The organism is Leeuwenhoekiella nanhaiensis (assembly GCF_002744755.1).
Lineage (GTDB): Bacteria > Bacteroidota > Bacteroidia > Flavobacteriales > Flavobacteriaceae > Leeuwenhoekiella > Leeuwenhoekiella nanhaiensis.
The window spans coordinates 63,079-82,204 of sequence record NZ_KZ319295.1; the positions used below are offsets into that span (position 1 = coordinate 63,079).

13 protein-coding genes are annotated in these 19,126 nt (G+C 44.5%); 4 read left to right on the forward strand and 9 right to left on the reverse strand.

The window, feature by feature from the left end; translation table 11 throughout:
• Positions 1–32 precede the first annotated feature (32 nt).
• The 5 genes from CJ305_RS14635 to CJ305_RS14655 all read right to left on the reverse strand — a co-directional run bounded on the left by CJ305_RS14635 (position 33) and on the right by CJ305_RS14655 (position 6,069).
• A complete protein-coding gene (locus CJ305_RS14635; protein WP_099647039.1) occupies positions 33–1,520 on the reverse strand; it encodes a hypothetical protein in 1,488 nt (495 codons plus the stop codon).
• 120 nt (positions 1,521–1,640) lie between these two features.
• Positions 1,641–2,753, reverse strand: a complete 1,113-nt coding sequence (locus CJ305_RS14640) for a toll/interleukin-1 receptor domain-containing protein (RefSeq protein ID WP_099647040.1) — start codon at positions 2,751–2,753, stop codon at positions 1,641–1,643.
• Between the two features lie 132 nt (positions 2,754–2,885).
• Positions 2,886–3,608 carry a hypothetical protein gene (locus tag CJ305_RS14645; protein ID WP_099647041.1) on the reverse strand — a complete coding sequence of 241 codons (723 nt, stop codon included), beginning with the start codon at positions 3,606–3,608 and terminating at the stop codon, positions 2,886–2,888.
• A 210-nt stretch (positions 3,609–3,818) separates the two neighbouring features.
• On the reverse strand, positions 3,819–4,490 hold the full coding sequence (locus CJ305_RS14650; RefSeq protein WP_099647042.1) for a hypothetical protein: 672 nt from the start codon (positions 4,488–4,490) through the stop codon (positions 3,819–3,821).
• 40 nt (positions 4,491–4,530) lie between these two features.
• Positions 4,531–6,069, reverse strand: coding sequence for a YifB family Mg chelatase-like AAA ATPase (locus CJ305_RS14655; RefSeq protein WP_099647043.1), 1,539 nt, complete (start codon positions 6,067–6,069; stop codon positions 4,531–4,533).
• A 158-nt stretch (positions 6,070–6,227) separates the two neighbouring features.
• Here CJ305_RS14655 and CJ305_RS14660 point away from each other — a divergent pair, with 158 nt between their 5' ends.
• Entirely contained in the window at positions 6,228–6,719 is a 492-nt protein-coding gene (locus CJ305_RS14660) for a VOC family protein (RefSeq protein ID WP_099647044.1), read from the forward strand.
• Here CJ305_RS14660 and CJ305_RS14665 read toward each other — a convergent pair.
• Positions 6,716–8,458: an FAD/NAD(P)-binding protein gene (locus CJ305_RS14665; RefSeq protein ID WP_099647045.1), complete on the reverse strand. Its 1,743-nt coding sequence runs from the start codon at positions 8,456–8,458 to the stop codon at positions 6,716–6,718. The two genes, CJ305_RS14660 and CJ305_RS14665, sit on opposite strands and share 4 nt — an antisense overlap.
• 181 nt (positions 8,459–8,639) lie before the next feature.
• Between CJ305_RS14665 and CJ305_RS14670 the strand changes: the two genes are divergently transcribed.
• The gene (locus tag CJ305_RS14670; protein WP_099647046.1) at positions 8,640–9,446 is read left to right on the forward strand and encodes an MIP/aquaporin family protein; all 807 of its coding nucleotides are present in this window, start codon (positions 8,640–8,642) and stop codon (positions 9,444–9,446) included.
• A gap of 11 nt (positions 9,447–9,457) precedes the next feature.
• On the opposite strand, the gene CJ305_RS14675 is transcribed toward CJ305_RS14670, so the two are convergent.
• The 3 genes from CJ305_RS14675 to CJ305_RS14685 form a co-directional block, all read right to left on the reverse strand.
• Entirely contained in the window at positions 9,458–11,338 is a 1,881-nt protein-coding gene (locus CJ305_RS14675; RefSeq protein WP_099647047.1) for an alpha-amylase family glycosyl hydrolase, read from the reverse strand.
• Positions 11,339–11,342: 4 nt separating this feature from the next.
• Positions 11,343–13,196, reverse strand: a complete 1,854-nt coding sequence (locus CJ305_RS14680) for a glycoside hydrolase family 13 protein (RefSeq protein WP_099647048.1) — start codon at positions 13,194–13,196, stop codon at positions 11,343–11,345.
• A gap of 141 nt (positions 13,197–13,337) precedes the next feature.
• Positions 13,338–14,369, reverse strand: coding sequence for a LacI family DNA-binding transcriptional regulator (locus tag CJ305_RS14685; protein ID WP_099647049.1), 1,032 nt, complete (start codon positions 14,367–14,369; stop codon positions 13,338–13,340).
• A gap of 212 nt (positions 14,370–14,581) precedes the next feature.
• Between CJ305_RS14685 and CJ305_RS14690 the strand changes: the two genes are divergently transcribed.
• Together CJ305_RS14690 and CJ305_RS14695 are read left to right on the forward strand one after the other, a co-directional pair.
• Complete coding sequence (locus tag CJ305_RS14690) at positions 14,582–17,500, forward strand: SusC/RagA family TonB-linked outer membrane protein (RefSeq protein ID WP_099647050.1); 2,919 nt, start codon at positions 14,582–14,584, stop codon at positions 17,498–17,500.
• A gap of 10 nt (positions 17,501–17,510) precedes the next feature.
• Positions 17,511–19,115 (forward strand): RagB/SusD family nutrient uptake outer membrane protein, encoded by a 1,605-nt coding sequence (locus CJ305_RS14695; RefSeq protein WP_099647072.1) that lies wholly within the window; start codon positions 17,511–17,513, stop codon positions 19,113–19,115.
• The last annotated feature ends 11 nt before the right edge of the window (positions 19,116–19,126 follow it).

A 19,126-nucleotide genomic window follows, 5' to 3' on the forward strand; every position in this document is an offset into this window, starting at 1 on the left:
CATACTGTTAAAATTGAAGTGCAAAATCGGCTTTAGGTCATTTTAGCCGGCTGCAAAACGCGGTTTTCGGTAAACTCCAGATTGGTTTTACTCAGTAATAAATCCTGAATACTCTGAATATCTTTACTGTTCTCGGTATTAGCAACATAAATAGTGACCACGGGATTTTGCAATTCCAGATTGGGCGAGTTTACCTTAAGATATTCCCAGCGTTCTTCAATGAGCCGGGTAACAAGTTCAGCGGTTTCAGGCTGAATGAGAAAAACTACCTTTCCTACCGGCACGGTATCGAATAAGAAATCGACCTCATAGGCACAGCCCTTACGTTCTTCCGAGAATCCGCGTAAATCCATCAACACAACATCGGCAAGTTGGGTGTAGGTCGCAACGGCAAGTTTCCAGGTATTGTCGTAGCACATGGTAGGCATACTTTTATAAGTATGGTCTAATTTCCGCGGGACCTCTTTCAGTTTTTCAAGGCGGTTATTCAGATGCTCCTGGTTTTTGATAAAGCTTTTGGAAACCTGATTTAAGTTATACCGCACCAGGGCAATACAGCCCAGCACCGTAAGTGGGATGATCACAAAATAATTAACCCAGCGGGTATCGAAGGAAGCCGCCTCAAGCTCTACCTCAATAATAATTAAGAGGAAAAAAGACAGCGCAACAATGGGGATGGTTTCGCTTTTCTGCCTGAAGCTGCTACGCATAAACGAAGGATCTACTACCGTAAAAAACGAGCCGAAATACTTCCAGAATTTAAGCAGCCCTTCAAAGGTAAATAAGGCCGTTTCGTTAATCCCAAAAACACGAAGTACCAAAAGCTTAAGATTAGGCACTTTGGCCAGTCGATACTGCAGGTGTTTCAAAAGACCGATGTGTACTACAACAGCGGCAAGGTAGCCGATCTCCTGCAAATCAATATACGGAATCATAAATACAAACTGAGAGAGCGCCACCCCAATTAATACCGCATCCAGGTAATGCGCTCTAACCGGGTCTGCAATGGCCAGGAAGGTTTGCTTAAAAGGAGCCAGAAAGCCTGTAAAACCGGTTTTATGCGCACGGAATTGATCCCGAAAGCCCAAAATGCGATAGGTTGCAAAAGCCGCATAGGGAATAACCAGAAAAACGGCGTCACCCATAGTCAGAATCAGGTATCCTAATGCGATGAGTAAACAATAGGCATACTGAAGCCTGAATTCCTTTTTAGCGCGCTTAATAAGGGATTCGCGCAGGGCCTGTGCTTCGGGCTGCGGAGTTTCACAGCTAACCCAGTCAAATTGCACGTTTGATCGCGCCGCGATTTCTGATTTTTCTTCCACCGGCCGTTCCTGCTGATCTGCTGCAGACGGGATCATCATCATTTTAGTCACCTTTTTGCGTATTGCATACCGGCTGTAAGCAATAGTAACGGCTAAAATAATCCCGACAATCAACGCGGTGTTTAGACTGGAATCTGAAACCGAAGATTCGGCTACTTCCTGATTGTAAATTAAAAAAGTATGGAAACTGCGCATATCACCCTGTGTTGAAGTTACTCGTTAAACGTTGAGGGGTGAAAGCTAAAATACTGATTCAGAGTATTTTTTAAAGATAGTTGTTTATCTTGAAAGTTTACTAAATGTCCCGTTTTTTGCCTAGACCCGGCTGTACACTTCAATTTTAAACATGATGTAATTGGCGTAAACCGTAAGAAAAAGTCGGTTTCCATAGCAGCGAAAGCCAACTATATACTGCCCTCCATTCATATATTGAATCGTCAGGTATTCAGCATTAAAATAGAAACCTGCGGTTTGTGTTTGTTGCCCATTTTGCCAGTATTGCACAAGCTGATTAGAACCAAAAGCCAGATCGAATGATTCACTTAACGGTATTTTAGAACCGTGCTCTACAACCATTTCCAAATGCCACTTGCCATACAACTGCTGCGGATTGTGAAACTGGCTGCGATACGCATAAAGCGCGTTAGGGTTGGACTCAAAGGGAGTCAATCGTATGATAATATCTTCAAGCATCGCATCATAACCTGAGAAACCGCCTGAATTGTTGATATTTTGAGCTTCGGGCTTTGGTTCTTCTCCCTGTTGTTCATTCAATTTATCGCGTAACGCATCGATGCGCCGGCCTATATAGTGATTTACATCATTTCGGCTTAAAAAATCGGTTAGGATGATGTCGATATCGTCTGGCTTTTCGCTTTTGCGATCTAAAAGCAATTCAATCTCAAAAAGTAATTCTTTCTGTTCTTCCATCGTCAGACTATCCCTCTTACGCACCATAGAATGCAATTTGCTCAATCCGGAAATGGGCATTGGCGGTTTGGGTACCTGATCGTAGTGACTTTTATCGTGCAAATAGGGTTTAGTCTGTTCCAATTCCCGAAGACTCTTGACCAAAAGATTCTTGCGCTTGGGATCATCGGGACGGTAAGAAGTTAGATTGTTATCTTTTAATGCCGGCGGCATAAAGCTTGAACTCAAATCGTCTACCCGTAAACCCATCATATATTTACCAAGACCTTCCGCATACGTAAGCTCGGCCATACAGGCCTGTGATCGGTTAGATTCTTTAGAGAGTACAAATAAAAAGATATCGCATTTGCGTATTTGTTTGAGGATTTCATTCCACCACTCGGTACCGGCGCCCAACTTGTGGTCAAACCAACACTTGTAATCGAGATAACCTAAAAATTCGCTGATATCTTTAACCTCTTCAACCTGGGCTCGGGAATAACTGATAAATAATTTCACGTTGGGCGTCTTGGTTTATGTCTGTTGGTTCGATCAAGAGGGTTATTCTATTAGAGGCCCTCTAAAAATAAAAGCTATTTCGTTTATATCCAAAAGTTTAAAAAATAATAGAATATCCATAATTCAATGAGATTAAGAGAGAAATTGAACATTTAATCGCATCTTATTCGAAAAGTCACGATAGCAATCAAAGGCTTTTGAAGTGGCATTTTTGGTTTGATCGTCATAAAGTGCCAGATTAAACGAAACGCTTTTCTTTACCTGTTTAAATGTCCACTCCTTATCTGTAGTCGTTACGTGAACAGGAGTTTGTTCATGGTCAATTAGCAGCTCATTTTGACACTTCCATTCAAAACCATTTGCCAGAATAATGTGATCGCTATACCCGGAAATAAGGGCAAGCTCTTCCGGCTTTTTAAGACTGTATTTTAAATCTTTATAATCTTTTTTCTCAGGTAATCCCAGAGATTCCCGGAGTTTACGTTCTTTACGTTTACTTCCCGAAATCCAGCCGCCAATACCTGTAGCGCCTTTTCTGAGTTCTTTAAAATTATCAATACCGTCCATAACCTCGCCTACACCGGGGATTAAACCCACAACTTCACCTACTCCTTCGTCCGCTACACGTCTAAGAAGCGACTGGCGCATGGGTAGTTTGAAATGAAGAATGCGCTTAGTGGTTAGCACCAGCAAAAACGGTCGCTTTCCGTGTAAAATTACCAGTATTTGCTCTTCAGTATCAGATTCTGAAGGGTCTATGAAGTTTACCCTCGAGAACGGAAATCCTTCCTGCTCAAAAAAGAATTCAAAGTTAGTATGAAGGTATTTGGAATGGTCAATTTTTGAACGAAACATAAGCCCTGATATTAAATGAAAACAACTTTACAAATTTTATTTTCAGGGGTGTATGCGTACAGGGGCATCTAAATATAGCTAAATCCTTCGATAATGGACTTGAGTCGTGTATATAATTTACCCCGGTCAACAAGATGCTTGCTAACCGGGGTAATTATAAATTGTAAGATTGCGTTTCAGTCTTCTATCGACTGAAATTCAAAAAATGAATCAGGCCTTAGTATGTATACGGTCTAAGTCTTCCTGCGAAACTACTCTAAAGGAGAACTTGTACCCTTCAAAAATCGCCAGACCGTAAAACAGCAGGTCTATGGGACTAAAGGTTTCGCCCATAAGCTCCGGCAAATAACTGTAGTCAAAATACAGGATTGCATTCACTAGACTTACATCCATTTCATTGGCAACAAACCCCAAAATACTCAGAATATTTCCCAGTAAAACCGATAAAAATGCAAGCGCTCCGCCCCAATATCCGAAAATCTGACTGATTCCTTTACCCACCAGACGAATGGTGTATCCCACCGCCGCGCCAATGGCTACAGCCATATAACCTATCTGAAAACCGGTCATCACACTAATAGTTCCCCAGAGAATAGCGCCAACCAAACCAACCGTGGCACCCATAACAATCGCCGGAATCAGATTCTCCTCTTCTTTGAGTCCTTTTAAATCGCTCTCTGAAAGTTTCTGATGTATTTGATCTACAGTTAAGGCTTCAGATTGATGAGCCAGAGCCTGAACCTCCGGGTCTTCCTGAAAATCCCCGCAGGTCCCTTCAAAATCTGCTTTTTGATCGGTAAGGCTGCATAAAATACCGGTTTGTAAATCCATTTTTCGGTTGGTGCATTTCTTGCAAAACGCCAATTGTGCATCACGTGTCATTGATATAGTATAAAATAATTAATAATTCTTCATTTGTTTGTTATCCCAACCAGCCATCCCGATCCAGACTTCGGTATTGTATGGCTTCGCTGATATGATGCCCGGCGATGTTTTCGACGGCTTCCAGATCGGCAATGGTGCGGGCCACTTTTAAAATACGGTCGTAAGCGCGGGCAGATAGGTTAAGTTTTTCCATCGCGTTTTTAAGCAGTGTTTTAGAATATTCATCGAGCGCGCAGTATTTCCTAATCTGCTTCACGCTCATCTGGGCGTTGTAGTGTATGCTTTCGCTTTCGCGAAAACGTTCCGTTTGCAGTTTACGGGCTTCAGTCACCCGCTTGCGTATGTCTATGCTGCTTTCGGCCTTGCGCTCGTCTGAAAGTTTATCAAAAGGAACCGGCGTCACTTCAATATGAATATCAATTCGGTCTAAAAGCGGTCCGCTTACCTTGCTCAGATAGCGCTGCATCTCTGCCGGAGTGCTGGTCACCGGCGCGCCGGGATCGTTAAAATAGCCGCCCGGACTGGGGTTCATACTGGCTACCAGCATAAAACTGCTGGGATAAGTCACGGTAAATTTGGCCCGGGATATGGTCACTTCGCGGTCTTCCAGCGGCTGCCGCATCACCTCAAGCACGGTGCGTTTAAACTCGGGCAACTCATCTAAAAACAACACGCCATTATGCGCCAGAGAAATCTCCCCCGGCTGCGGGTATGCCCCACCGCCTACAAGGGCGACGTCGCTAATGGTGTGATGCGGACTCCTAAACGGCCGGTGTGCCATCAGGCCCACGTTTTCGCGCATACGCCCCGAAACACTGTGAATCTTGGTGGTCTCAAGCGCCTCGCGCAAAGTCATAGGCGGCAAAATGGAAGGCAGGCGTTTGGCCAGCATGGTTTTACCGGCTCCCGGCGGACCTATTAAAATGATGTTATGGCCACCGGCGGCAGCGATTTCCATACAGCGTTTGATAGACTCCTGCCCTTTTACATCGGCGAAGTCAAAATCGGGATGCTCCAGGGCGTTGAAGAATTCGCTTCGGGTATCTACAATAGTACGCTCAAGCGGAGCACCGGTATCAAAATGATTAATCACCTGCGCGATGGAGTCGATTCCATACACTTCAAGGTCTTTTACAATCGCTGCTTCTTTGGCGTTTTGGCTGGGTAATAAAAACTTTTTAAAACCTTCTTCCTGAGCTTTTATAGCAATAGGCAAAGCGCCACGTATGGGTTGCAGGCTTCCGTCGAGCGAAAGCTCGCCCATGATAATGTATTCGTCTAAATGTTCGGCTTTGATTTGATCACTAGCAACCAGAATCCCGATGGCGAGGGTAAGATCGTAAGCGCTACCTTCCTTGCGCATATCGGCCGGAGCCATATTGAGCGTAATTTTTTTACCCGGAATTTTATAACCGTTGTTTTGAAGGGCCGCCGCAATGCGGTAATTGCTTTCTTTAATAGCATTATCGGGCAAACCCACGAGGTGATAGCCTATTCCCTTATCAATATTGACCTCAACGGTGATCGTGGTTGCCTCTACCCCAAAAACAGCCGAGCCATACACTTTTGTAAGCATAATGATCCGTTAGTTCGCCATCCGGGTAGGGCCTTTGGCTTTTTATCTGGGTAGGAAATTAACGGAAAAACAGCACATATAAAAGAGAATCACAAGTATTGTTTAACATTTTATTTAGATTAAACCTGCATTAGTGTATTTTTGACAAAAATTTAGTTATGGCTGACTCCTACTCCATCCCGACATCGACCCGCATTGGTCACGTGCATCTAAAAGTTTCTGATCTGGAACGTGCCCTGCGTTTTTATAATGAAATTCTGGGTTTTGAAATCATACAGCGTTTGGGTGATGAAGCTGCCTTTATTTCGGCAGGAGGTTATCATCATCATATAGGTCTCAACACCTGGCAAAGTAAAGGCGGAAGTGCTCCGCCGCAGAACACAACCGGTTTGTTTCATACCGCAATCGTATATCCTACCCGCAAGGATTTGGCAAAAATTTTAAAACGTCTTCTGGAAAATGGAATACAATTAACCGGCGCGGCAGATCACGGGGTTTCTGAAGCATTGTATCTAAATGATCCCGATGAAAATGGGGTGGAATTGTACTGGGATCGTCCCCGGGAAGACTGGCCTCGTGATGAAGCCGGAGAAATCGAAATGTACACCCGCAGACTCGACCTGAACAATTTATTGCAGGAGCTGGCTTAATCACGCATTCGCGAAAGTACGCCTGCGGCCCATTTGTTTGCGGGTTTACCGAAACACTCAATCAGATCGTCTACGCCAATTACACTGCCTTTTGCCAAACGGCCCAATAAGGCTATGGGCTGATGCGTATTGCCGGCTTTACTGATGATACGGCCATCTTCAAGCGTATGTAAACCGAGTTTGTAATTTACCGGACTCACTTTCTTATCGGCAATCAGGTTTTGAATCAGGGGACTGCTCACCTTCAGCAGTTGTGGCGGGTCTACAACCGAATTAACCATAACATCTGCGGTAACCGATTTTCCATTTTTACGCAGTTTCCAGCCTGATGGGACCTCTTCAATCTGCGGATTATCCACAAAATCAAGATGGAGCACTCCGGCTTCCACCAAAGCGATCAATTGCTGCACACTGGCAATGGGAGGTCCGTACGAATAGCGTTTACTGGCTTCAATATACTTCACCAGATCAATCATCGCCGCATCCTTAAAATCGAAATGCGTAAACTCGTGATACAACACCCCCAGCGCATAGCGCCATACCTGACCCAAACAGTAATCAAGACTGATTTTCTCGCGGCCACAGGCCATATCGAGCAGGGCATTTAAAGCTTCAATCGCCGGTATGTCGTGACTTAAAAGCAATTCGTGCTGAAGCTTTTTCGGTTGCCGAAGGAGACTTTCGGTGAGTTTAGCAAGCTCGTGCCTGTCTAAAGTTGTGGGTCTGGCTTTAGTCTTTAAATCCAGATAAACCGAAGCGGTCATTTCGCCCAAAGCTTCGATTAAAAAGGAGGCGTCCTTGATTTGATCCGGATGTTGGTTTGCCTCCTCAATTTGGGTTTTAAAATGAAGCATACTTTCCGCTGAAGGTTCAAACCAGGCATCAATTTTTGCATTTTTAGGCTTTGGTGCCGGCGGCAAGCCGTCCAGCGAAAACGCAATTAAAGTCCTGGGCTCCTGTTCTGAGGCAGAATACTGAAAACGGTCCGTATCGGGAATTTCGGTAAAGCTTCCTCCAAAACCTAGCGTCAGGGCCCGCATCTGGTCTACCATAGACAGGCCAAAACCCCGCATCGCGATCACGGTATCGGGGGTAATGGCTTCGGTTTCCAAAGCACCAACAGGATAGGGATCTTTGTACAACATAAGCTTTTGCTCGCGGGCATGCGCTTCCCAACTCTGTAGTTGATCAGAATCGTAAACCGGCTGATGTCCTATGGTCAGAACGGTTTCGGCTACCTCATATTCTATACCCTCGGCATCTGTTAGCATACAGCCTGTTGCCGTTGTTTCCACCAAAACGATTGCCTTTTGCAGACATTCCGCCAAACCGGCATCTGCCAAAACATGGGCAATGCTTTCAAAACGTGCGTTTAAATAAGCTCCTATTTTAGACCGGGACGGAAAGTGATCTTTTTCCTGTGGATCGTGATTTTCAGGATAGTTGATCCATTCGCGGTAGGAAGCAAAAGCCGGAATAAATAGATCATCAATCCTGATTTCAGGCCTGCCGGCGAGTCCGTTTGCCAGATGCCGCTCGTGAATATTCGAAAGGTTTGTGGCTACCTGCGCCGGTGACCAAATCTGACCCGCACCAAAATGTGGTGAAGCTTCAAAAAGCAGGACCTTAGGGATTTCTGATACAGTAGCATCCTGTAATGCCAAAAAGAGGGCTTCAAGCGCGGCGAGACCGCGAGGTCCCACCCCAACAATAGCAATGCTTTGATTTTTTTTGGTCATAAATACGGGTTCAGGCCAACGGATATGGCGATTTACGGCTGCTTGCAAAGTTACGACTCCCTCTTAAAGCCGTACATTTCTAGTCATAAGCTTGTCTTAAATCTAAATCTTTTGCCAGAAACTGTATCTTTAAAAGCGTAAAACAGCGGTCGCCGAGATCGTTTCTAAAGTATGCTTTCTTATGATTACCAGCCGTGAATTTATTGGTGAAACACTGGGCACCTTTATCCTGATTATTTTTGGTCTGAGTGCCGGTGCTGTCGCCATTCTATTTGGCGGGTACCAAAGTATTATGCAAATAGGGATTGCCTGGGGAATCGCGGTGATGCTGGCCGTTTACCTTACCCGTCATCTCTCTAACGCACACATCAACCCGGCCGTTACTCTGGCTATGGTGATGAGCGGGCGAATGCCAGCAAAAAAGCTTATTCCCTATTGGTTTGCTCAGGTTTTGGGTGCCTTTTTGGGCGGCCTGATGCTGTATTTTTTATTTGGACCGTCTATACAGGCATTTGAAGAAAGTGAAGGCATCGTGAGGGGTACCTACGAAAGCATCACCACCGCAAAGATGTTTGGGGAATTCTATATAATGCCGGGAAACACCGCAGTGGTCAATCTCCCGCTGGCGATAATCGCGGAAGCATTTGGGACTTTTTTACTGTTGTTGTTTGTGCTGGGCTTTACCGAAGATGCAAACGTAGGCCGCCCTCACGACACGATGGCGCCGGTTTTTATAGGTATCGCGGTTACCATAATCATTTGTCTGATTGCTCCCCTAACGCAATGCGGAATCAATCCTGCACGCGATTTTGGTCCACGTATGGTCGCCTGGATGATGGGCTGGGGCGATGCCGCATTCCCTGATAATTCAGGGGGATTCTTTTGGGTGTATATCTGCGGACCTTTTCTGGGCGCGGTAACAGCTGCTCTCTTTTTTGACCGTATCGTGGCACCCGCCTTACGTAAAGACGGGTCAGATACGATTTAGGCTATAGGTTTTCAGTCTAATTTAAAAACAAAAGACTCTAAAGGTTTTACATCTACACGCATGTTACCCAAACCGTTTTCAACCTTGAGATTTCCTGAGGTTTTTCCGTAGAGCTGATCGGTCATGGTGTAATCACCATCCTTAAGCTGCCAGACTTCGATAATATGCTCCGGAATTTGCAGCTCAAAACCAAAGGTATCATTAGCATCAAAATTGCTTACGATAACCAGCTTGTCATCACCAGACCAGCGCACAAAACTGTACACCCTATCATTGTACCACTCGGTATTTTGACGGTTATGCCAGTGAATGTCTGCATACTCGCCCATAATGGCCGGACTTTCTGTACTAAAATTCAAAACGCGCTTGTAAAAATCACGCAATTCGAGCTCCGCCTGAGTAGACTTTCCGCCGTCAAACTTCTTATCATTTACCCAGCGCACTACCGATGGCACACTGCCGTAATCAAAAATGGAGGTGCGCGTAGGATCACCAAAACCGAGATCTTCTTCGGCCGGTTCTCCAAGCTCCTGTCCAAAATAAATCATCGTAGGTGAAGTACTGATGAGGGCTGAAACGACCATCGCAGGTTTTCCTTTTTCGGCACTGCCGGCAAAATCAGGACTGGCAATGCGTTGCTCGTCGTGGTTTTCCAGAAAATGCAGCATATTGATTTCGATATCTTTTTGATGATCGATTATAGGCGCGATATGATCGGTGCTGCCCTGACCCTGCATCACGTGTTTGATGGTATCGTAAAGCTCTACCTTGTCATAGAGGTAATCCATCTTACCTTTAAAAATATAATCGCGGTACATGGAAGGATTGTAAACTTCGGCGAGTAAAAACGCATCCGGGTTTTCGGTTTTTATGGCAGAATTCATAAAGCTCCAAAACTCCACCGGAACCATTTCGGCCATATCAAAGCGGAAACCATCAACTCCTTTTTCGGTCCAAAACAGGGCGATGTCCTTAAACTGCTTCCAGGAAGCCGGTATTTCTTTATCCTTCCAGAAGGCCGCGTGTTTGGTGTAATCCCATTTACCGCTGTCTTCGGGCAATTCATCAAAATCCTTATGTCCATCGGGACTCACGCCGTAGTTTATTTTTACCGTTTCGTACCAGTCGTTCTGATCAGGCTGAGCCGCCCGCGAACCGTTGCCTGTCCATTTTGCCGGAGATTCCTTAAAGCTTCCTTCAGCTAAAGCGTTTTGTTCCCCTCCCAATGGCTGATAGCCGTTTTGCCATACCGGCACCTCAAAATCCTCACCGGGGATGTAGTAAAAATTGTTGTTTTTGGCGTAAGCCACAGTGTTATCATCCTGCGCTCCAAAAGGTACGCGACCTTTAGGCGTATTGAGGCTCTCGTATTTGCGGGCTACGTGATTGGGCACGATGTCAATAATGACCTTCATTCCCGCATCGTGGGTACGTTTGATGAGGGCCTCAAATTCTTCCATGCGTTTTGCAGGATCAACCGCCATATCGGGATCAACCTGATAATAATCTTTAACCGCGTAAGGCGAACCTGCGCGGCCTTTAACCACATCGGGATCGTCGTTTGAAATTCCATATTCGGTATAATCGGTTATCACCGCGTGGTGCGGCACGCCGGTGTACCAGATGTAGGTTGTACCCAGCTCTTTGATCGCCTGTAAAGCTTCGGGAGTAAAATCGTTAAACTTTCCTACCCCATTTTCTTCAAGGGTTCCCCAGGGTTTATTGGTCGTATTGGTATTTCCGAAAAGACGGGTAAACACGTGATAAACGACTTCCTTTTTGGGTGCATTTTCAGTTTTCATAGTGGGTTTAGGTTCTGTAGTGTCGGTTTGATTTTGGTTTTTGCAGCTGAAAAATACAGCAAAAGCAACCAGAAGCAGGTGTTTTTTCATAGAACTAGCGCGTTAAATTGATGATCATGGAAGTTCGCGGCATCACCGGAAGCGTATCGGTCAGCTGAAGCGCTTTTCCGGTAAGCAGCTCAAGACCCTGCTTATGCCCTGCCAATCCTTCGGTAAAACGCTTTAAATCGAGCGTTTGCTTTTTTCTATTCAGGTTTAAGATCACCATCACCCGGTCTCCTTCCGCATTGTAACGGAAATAAACATAAAGATTTTTATCGGGAACATACTGCAGCAGTTTACCGCTATGTACCACAGGATTGGCTTTTCGCCAGTTAAACAACTTCTTCGAAAAGTTGAAATACTGTTCCTGATAGGCATTACGGCCGTTTTTTTCGCTTTGCGGAAGAAAGGCGTTTTGCTTGTCTGCAGGCCAGCCTCCCGGAAAATCGTGACGTATATCGCCATCGCCTTTATTCTTGTCCCCCTGCATCCCAATCTCACTGCCGTAATACACCTGCGGAATCCCACGGGTGGTACAGATGAGGCTCATCGCCAGTTTATAATCTTCAAAAGCGCCCTTTACGCGGGTATTGAAGCGCTGGGTGTCGTGATTTTCGGCAAAGACCAGAATGTTGTTGGGATTTGGATAAAAGAAATCGTTTACAAAATTCTCATACACGCGGGTGACGCCCTGATCCCACTGTTCCTCTTCCACAAATATCTTGTCTAGCGCGTCGTGCAGGGTAAAATCCATCACCGTAGGTAAATGGGTGTTGTAATCCTGTAAGGCCCCTATTTTGCTGTCTTTTTGCCAATAGGCGATTTGAGCGGAATCGTGCAGCCAGACCTCTCCTACGATATTGAAATTGGGGTACTCATCCATCAAAGCTTTGGTCCATTTGGCGATGCCCTGCTTGTGATTGTAGCTGTAGGTATCTACCCGCAAGCCATCTAAATCAGCATACTCAACCCACCAAATCGCGTTCTGAATGAGGTAGTTGAGCACCAGCGGATTGCTTTGGTTCAAATCGGGCATTGTGGGGACAAACCAGCCTTCTTCGTAGATTTTTTGATCAATTTGAGCCGCGTAAGGATCAAATTGTGTGGTCATACGATGGTTGGTATTGGTAAACGCATCAAACTGGTGAATCCAGTCTCGTGTAGGTAAATCCTGAATAATCCAGTGCTGCAAGCCCCAATGATTGGTCACATAATCGTGAATGAGTTTCATACCGCGCTTGTGCAATTCGGCAGACAGCTGCACATAGTCTTCATTGCTGCCGTAACGCGGGTCTATGTTATACACATCGCTTTGGGCATAGCCGTGATAGGAATAAGTCTTGTCATCATCTTCGCAAAGCGGCGTACTCCAGATAGCAGTTGCACCCAGATCTTTTAAATAATCAAGATGGTCTATGATCCCTTTGATGTCGCCACCGTGACGGCCGCCGGGTTTGGTGCGATCTGCCTTTTCAGCCATTTTAGGATGTGAGTCGCCTGCCGGATTTCCGTTTGCAAACCGATCGGGCATAAGCAAATAGATCAGGTCTGCATTGTCAAAACCCTTTCGCAAAGCGGAATGTTCCCGGCGCTCTTTAAACGAATAGGATTGTTTAATTTGTGGGCTTCCCTCCTTTTGAAAGCGAAGCTCATAATCGCCTGCTGCTACCGAAGCCGTGTTTATGGTTACAAAAAGATAATTGGGATTTTCGGTTTTGGTCACTTCAAGAATGGGCATTTCTGCCGAAGCATCTACCTCATACGAAGCGATGTCCTTGCCGTATACCAAAAGCTGCAAACTGTCGCGTTGCATACCTTCCCACCAGAAGGGCGGTTCAACACGTGCTATCTGAGCCTGAGCCATTACCGAAAATACTAAGAGAATACCTAAAGAAAAGTTTTTCATATACACCGTTTTACCCCAGTAGGGTTTAGACTAAAAATCGTGTGTGAAATGAAAAGTGATGGTAAATATAAATAAATTACCTAAAGCCTATGCAAGGAGAGGTATTTAGATTTGAGTCGGGGCTGTTTGCAAAATGGCAAACTAATCCTGCTTTCCAAGCGTAGATTCCCGCTCAATAAGTGACGTAGGGATTACTGTGGTGCGGTAATTTTCGTCCTGTTTTGATGATTCCAGACGTTCGATAAGCATACCGGCCGCAGCACGGCCTATTTCATCCCCGTGCTGATCTACTGCAGTAATGGAAGGCGTCGCATATTTAAGCAACTTTCCGTCAGAAAACCCTATGATTGCCACATCCTGAGGTATGCGCTTGCCTTGCTCCTGAAGCAGTTTCATCGCAATGACCGAAAAATATTCATTAACCCCCAGAACGGCATCAAATTCCTGATTATTTACAAGATCGGCGATTTGATCTTCAGCAGTATCAACCTGATCTATTGCGACCATGAGTTGTTCTTCTACGGGAAGAACGTGATCTGCCAAAGCCTTTTTATACCCTTCTTTACGTAAATAACCTACGCTGATATGGTCTTGTGTGGTTATTAGGGCGATACGTCTGCACCCTCGCTCTATGAAATGACTAACTCCGGTGTAAGCTCCCCGCATATCGTCAACAATGACCTTGTCACTGATTACCTTATCGGTTACCCGATCAATCATAACCAGAGGCATTCCCTGATTTTCGACTTCTATAAGGTGTTTATAATCCTCCTTTAACTGCGTTTCTTTGGAAAGTGAAATGATAAATCCGTCAACGATTCCGCCCTGCGCAAACATTTCTATACTCAAAACCTCTTTTTCAAAAGATTCGTTGGAAACACATACCAACACGTTATATCCTTTATGATGAGCTACTTCTTCAACTCCCTTAAGCACGGTGGTAAAAAAATCGTGAGTAATTTCGGGAATGATCAGCGCAATATGCTTCGTGCGCTGGTTAAGCAGGCTTACCGCTATGTTATTGGGCTTATAGTTGTAAAGCTTGGCAAACGCCTGAACTTTTTGGCGGGTATCCTCGCCAATCTCTGGATTGTTTTTTAAGGACTTGGAAACCGTAGAAATAGACACATCCAGTTCTTTGGCAATATCCTTTAAGGTGATTTTTCGTTTCATAGCTTATAGTGAAGACTGAAAAAATTTAAATACGAACAGATGCATTTGGAATCTATTGTATCAGGTTTAAAACTTTTCAACACTCTAACGTTAGAGTTAGTTGTAGAACCTTAACCTATACAATATTAACAACCTCATTTGCTAAATTCGCAATGTGAAGTGAAAAATTAGAATAAACTAACACAAAAACGCAGTTCAATTCAAACAATTTTATGAAAATTTTATTAAAAGGAATACTCTTCCTCTTGCTTTCTCTGCCGATTACATCGATTGCGCAGTCAACAGTAAGCGGAACAGTAGTTGATGCTACCGGGCAAATGCCTATTCCCGGGGTAAATGTTCTTGTTGAAGGCACAACAAATGGTACGACCACAGACTTTGATGGTAATTACACACTTAGCGGCGTAAATGAAGGGGCTACGATCAGTTTTTCGTATTTGGGTTTTAGAACTCAAACGATTCCGTTTACGGGCCAGTCAAACCTGGATGTTACCCTTACCGAAGATGCCGCGGAACTGGATGCTGTGGTCGTTGTAGGTTATGGTACAACTACTAAGAAAGATTTGACCGGATCTGTTTCTCTTGTCGGGGAAAAAGACTTCAATAAAGGGAATAACGTAACCGCAGAAAATCTTTTGAACGGTCGTGTTGCCGGTCTTACCATCAACACCGGCGGATCTCCCGGTGCAAGTTCTGAAATCAGAATACGTGGAGGAGCCTCTCTTAATGCATCAAACAGTCCGTTAATTGTAATTGACGGTCTTCCTATTAATAACGTAGCCAGTGGTGGTCGCTCGGTTCTTTCTTCAATAAACCCGGCCGACATTGAGTCGTTTTCGGTTTTAAAAGATGCGTCAGCTGCCGCGATTTATGGGAACCGGGGTGCTAACGGGGTTATTATCATAACAACTAAAAAAGGTAAACAAGGTTTAAAAGTGAATTTTGACAGCCAGGCTAGTGTTGCCCGTCTTACTGACAAGATTGACATTTTTAACGCCAATGACTACCGAAGCCTAATTAATGAGCGTTTTCCGGATCAAACCGGATTTTTAGGCAATGCCAATACAGACTGGCAGGATGCCATCTATCAGGATGCATTTTCCTCTCAGCATAACCTTTCAGTAAGTGGTAATATCGCAGACATTTTGCCTACGAGACTATCGGTTAGCAGGGCAGATCAGGAAGGTTTGCGCAAAACGTCTTCTTTTGAGCGTACCACTACATCGCTTTCTCTTAACCCACGTTTTTTTGACGGGGCTTTAAAAATTGATTTTAATGCTAACTTAAGCTGGGAGCGCAACCGCTTTGCACCGGGTGTAGAAGGTAGCGCCTTTCAATTCAATCCTACGCAACCTATTTACGATCCCAATTCAAGATACGGCGGCTATTACGAGTACACCAATGAGAACGGACTCGCTTTAGGTAACGTACCGCGTAACCCGGTTGCCCAATTGATGCAAACTCAGGATATTGCCAGCGTACGCCGCTACTATGGAAATTTTAAGGTTGACTATAAGCTTCCGTTTTATGAGCCTTTACGAGCTGTGGTAAACCTGGGGATTGACAACAGTGAGTCTGACCGCTTTTTTGAGATAGACCGTAACAGTGCTTTAGGAACAAATGCTCTTGAAGGTGAAGAATTGGGAGTACGTTCAGATACCGACTTTAAATCGTCCAACCGCTTGTTAGATGCCTATTTGGTGCATACCAAGGCTTTTGGAGATTTCAATACCGAAATAACTGCCGGTTACTCTTATCAGATTTTTGAAAACGAAAACTTTACAACAGGTAACGTAAGAGACCCAAATGCCGCTCCACCGGAGCTTACTTTAGATCCGGATGTGGTTTTGCTGGCTTATTTCGCCCGTGGTAATTTTAACTACAAACAGAAGTATTTCCTAAGCGCTTCGATACGCCGCGATGGTACTTCAAGATTTGGTGAGGATGAGCGCTTTGGGTATTTCCCTGCAATCTCAGGTGCGTGGCAACTATCTGATGAAGATTTCTTAAAAGATTCTAATACGGTTAGTCTTTTGAAACTGAGAGCCGGTTATGGTATCACCGGGCAGCAGGATATTGGTTCTGCCTATGATTACCTTGCTCGCTATGGTCTGGGTAATACCATTTCACAGTATCAGTTTGGAGATCAATTTTACACAATTGGTCAGCCCTTTTACCGTAACGCCGGTATTAAGTGGGAAGAAATAACCGAATATAACCTGGGTCTGGATTATGGCTTCTTAAACGGTAAACTAAGCGGTTCTCTTGATTTCTTCCGAAAAGAATCTGATGACCTGCTTTCACAGGCTCCCGTTCCTGATGGAGTAAACTTCTCTAACCAGGGCTTCCAGAACATTGGAAAATTTACCACTCAGGGTATTGAATTTGTTGTGGATTATAACCTGGCCTCTAATGAAGATTTTAATTGGAATGTCAATTATAACGTAACCTATATAGACCGTGAGATAGATCGTCTTGCTTTTGGTCAGGACATTCTGGTACAGGGTATTGCCGGAGGTACCGGTAACACCATACAGGTTCAGCGTCAGGGTTTTGCTCCTAACTCCTTCTTCGTTTACCGTCAGCTCTACGATACAGCTGGCCAGCCTATAGAAGGTGCTTATGTTGATGTAAACGGCGATGGCATCCTAAACGATGATGATAAATACATCGCCGGCAATGGCCGTGCAGATGTTACGATGGGCTTTCAATCTTCTATGAATTATAAGAATTGGGATTTCAGCTTTAACATGCGCGCCAGTTTTGGAAATGATATTTACAATAACGTAAATTCAGGTAATGCACAGTATGGTAATGTGTTTAGAACGGTATTAAACAACGTTCCTACTCAGGTATTGGAATCTGATTTTGTGAATACTCCAGATGTGATTCTTTCTGATTATTATTTAGAAGATGCAGATTTCCTTAGAATGGATAACATCACTCTGGGTTATACTTTTGACGAAGATAAAATCGGCAAAGGAAGTTTACGCCTGTGGACAGGGGTTCAAAATGTTTTTGTAATTACGGACTATTCAGGTCTTGACCCTGAAATAACTAACAACGGTGTAGACAATACCATCTTCCCAAGAGGTCGCACCTTCTTATTTGGATTGAATTATGGATTTTAAACTAAAAAATATGCTCAAATTAAAAACATTCGCCTGTATGCTTCTCCTGGGAGGTGCATTCCTTTCGTGCGAATCGGACTTAGACGTTACTCCTCAGGATGACGATGAGCTGCTTGCTGATGGTTTCTTTGAGACCGAAGGAGCCTATAAACAAGCGCTTGCAGGCGTTTATGCAAACCTCAGTTTAACCAGCATCAATGATCCGGGAGGTTCTAACATTGCCGGTCTTGACGCGGGTACCGGTCAATACATTCGTGGTTTGTTTAATCTGGAAAACCTCTCTACAGATGAAGTGATCTGGACCTATGAGAACGACCCGGGATTACGCGGTATGCAGCGCAATACCTGGAGTTCTGACAACCCGTTAATCTTAGGTGTTTTTGCACGTGCTTCTTATGAAATAGCGCTGGCTAATGAATTTCTAAGACAAACTACTTCCGAAAAACTAAGCAGCAGAGGTGTTAGCGGAACTCTGGTTGGAGACATTCAGGTTTACCGTGCAGAGGCTCGTGTTTTGAGAGCTTTGGCTAACTATCACCTGCTTGATATGTTTGGGAAGGCTCCCTTTGTGACTGAAAATGATGATGTGGGATTTGATCAGGTACCTGAAATTGTGGGTGCTGATCTGTTTACCTATATCGAAACTGAATTGACCGAAGCTCTACCCGATCTGGTTGCTGCACGTCAAAATGAATATGCCCGCGTTGATCAGGGTGTTGCCAATATGCTTTTGGCTAAACTCTACTTAAATGCCGAAGTATATACCGGTACTGCACGTTATGCGGATTGTATTGAAGTTTGTGAAACCCTTATAGGCAGTGGCTACAGTCTAACACCAAACTATCTGTTCAACTTTATGGCAGATAACAATTCTAACGGTGCACAGAATGAAATCATTTTCCCAATTACTAACGACGGAGCCAATACACAAAACTTTGGCGGTACCACAATCATCATTCAGGGTGAGGTGGGAATTCCTGAAAACAACGGGGAAAGCCTTGGGGTAAATCCGGGTGGTTTTGGTGGTTTATTTCGTGTAAGACCTGAATTTGCAAGGTTGTTTACCGAAAATCCATTGTATCAAAGTGATGCGCGTAACACACTGATTACACAAGATCGTCCTATAGAAATTGACAACATCGGCAATACGGCTCAGGGATATTTGATTACCAAATTTTCAAACCGAACCTCTACAGGTGGTTTTGGTAGTGACCGTACCTTTACTGATACCGATTATCCGCTTTTCCGTTATGCAGATGTACTTTTAATGTATGCGGAAGCCGTACTACGCGGAGGTGGCGGTTCAGAAAGCCTGGCTCTGGAATATGTTAACGACCTGCGCGAGCGTGCTTTCGGGGATACTTCCGGAAACATCACACAGGCTCAGTTAACACTTGATTTCATCTTAGATGAGCGTTCCCGCGAATTGTACTGGGAAAGCCACCGCAGACAGGATTTAATCCGTTTTGGTCTGTATACCGGTAGCAGCTATCTGTGGTCTTATAAAGGCGGACCCCAATCAGGAACGGCTATACCCGATTTCCGTAAATTGTTCCCGGTTCCTAACCAAAGTTTGTCTTCCAATTCAAACCTAACCCAAAACACAGGGTACTAGAATATTAAAAA

Coding starts and splice junctions, on each gene's coding strand:
- CJ305_RS14635 (WP_099647039.1), bottom strand. CDS start 1,520: ATGCGCAGTTTCCATACTTTTTTAATTTACAATCAGGAAGTAGCCGAA.
- CJ305_RS14645 (WP_099647041.1), bottom strand. CDS start 3,608: ATGTTTCGTTCAAAAATTGACCATTCCAAATACCTTCATACTAACTTT.
- CJ305_RS14650 (WP_099647042.1), bottom strand. CDS start 4,490: ATGACACGTGATGCACAATTGGCGTTTTGCAAGAAATGCACCAACCGA.
- CJ305_RS14655 (WP_099647043.1), bottom strand. CDS start 6,069: ATGCTTACAAAAGTGTATGGCTCGGCTGTTTTTGGGGTAGAGGCAACC.
- CJ305_RS14660 (WP_099647044.1), top strand. CDS start 6,228: ATGGCTGACTCCTACTCCATCCCGACATCGACCCGCATTGGTCACGTG.
- CJ305_RS14665 (WP_099647045.1), bottom strand. CDS start 8,458: ATGACCAAAAAAAATCAAAGCATTGCTATTGTTGGGGTGGGACCTCGC.
- CJ305_RS14670 (WP_099647046.1), top strand. CDS start 8,640: ATGATTACCAGCCGTGAATTTATTGGTGAAACACTGGGCACCTTTATC.
- CJ305_RS14675 (WP_099647047.1), bottom strand. CDS start 11,338: ATGAAAAAACACCTGCTTCTGGTTGCTTTTGCTGTATTTTTCAGCTGC.
- CJ305_RS14680 (WP_099647048.1), bottom strand. CDS start 13,196: ATGAAAAACTTTTCTTTAGGTATTCTCTTAGTATTTTCGGTAATGGCT.
- CJ305_RS14685 (WP_099647049.1), bottom strand. CDS start 14,369: ATGAAACGAAAAATCACCTTAAAGGATATTGCCAAAGAACTGGATGTG.
- CJ305_RS14690 (WP_099647050.1), top strand. CDS start 14,582: ATGAAAATTTTATTAAAAGGAATACTCTTCCTCTTGCTTTCTCTGCCG.
- CJ305_RS14695 (WP_099647072.1), top strand. CDS start 17,511: ATGCTCAAATTAAAAACATTCGCCTGTATGCTTCTCCTGGGAGGTGCA.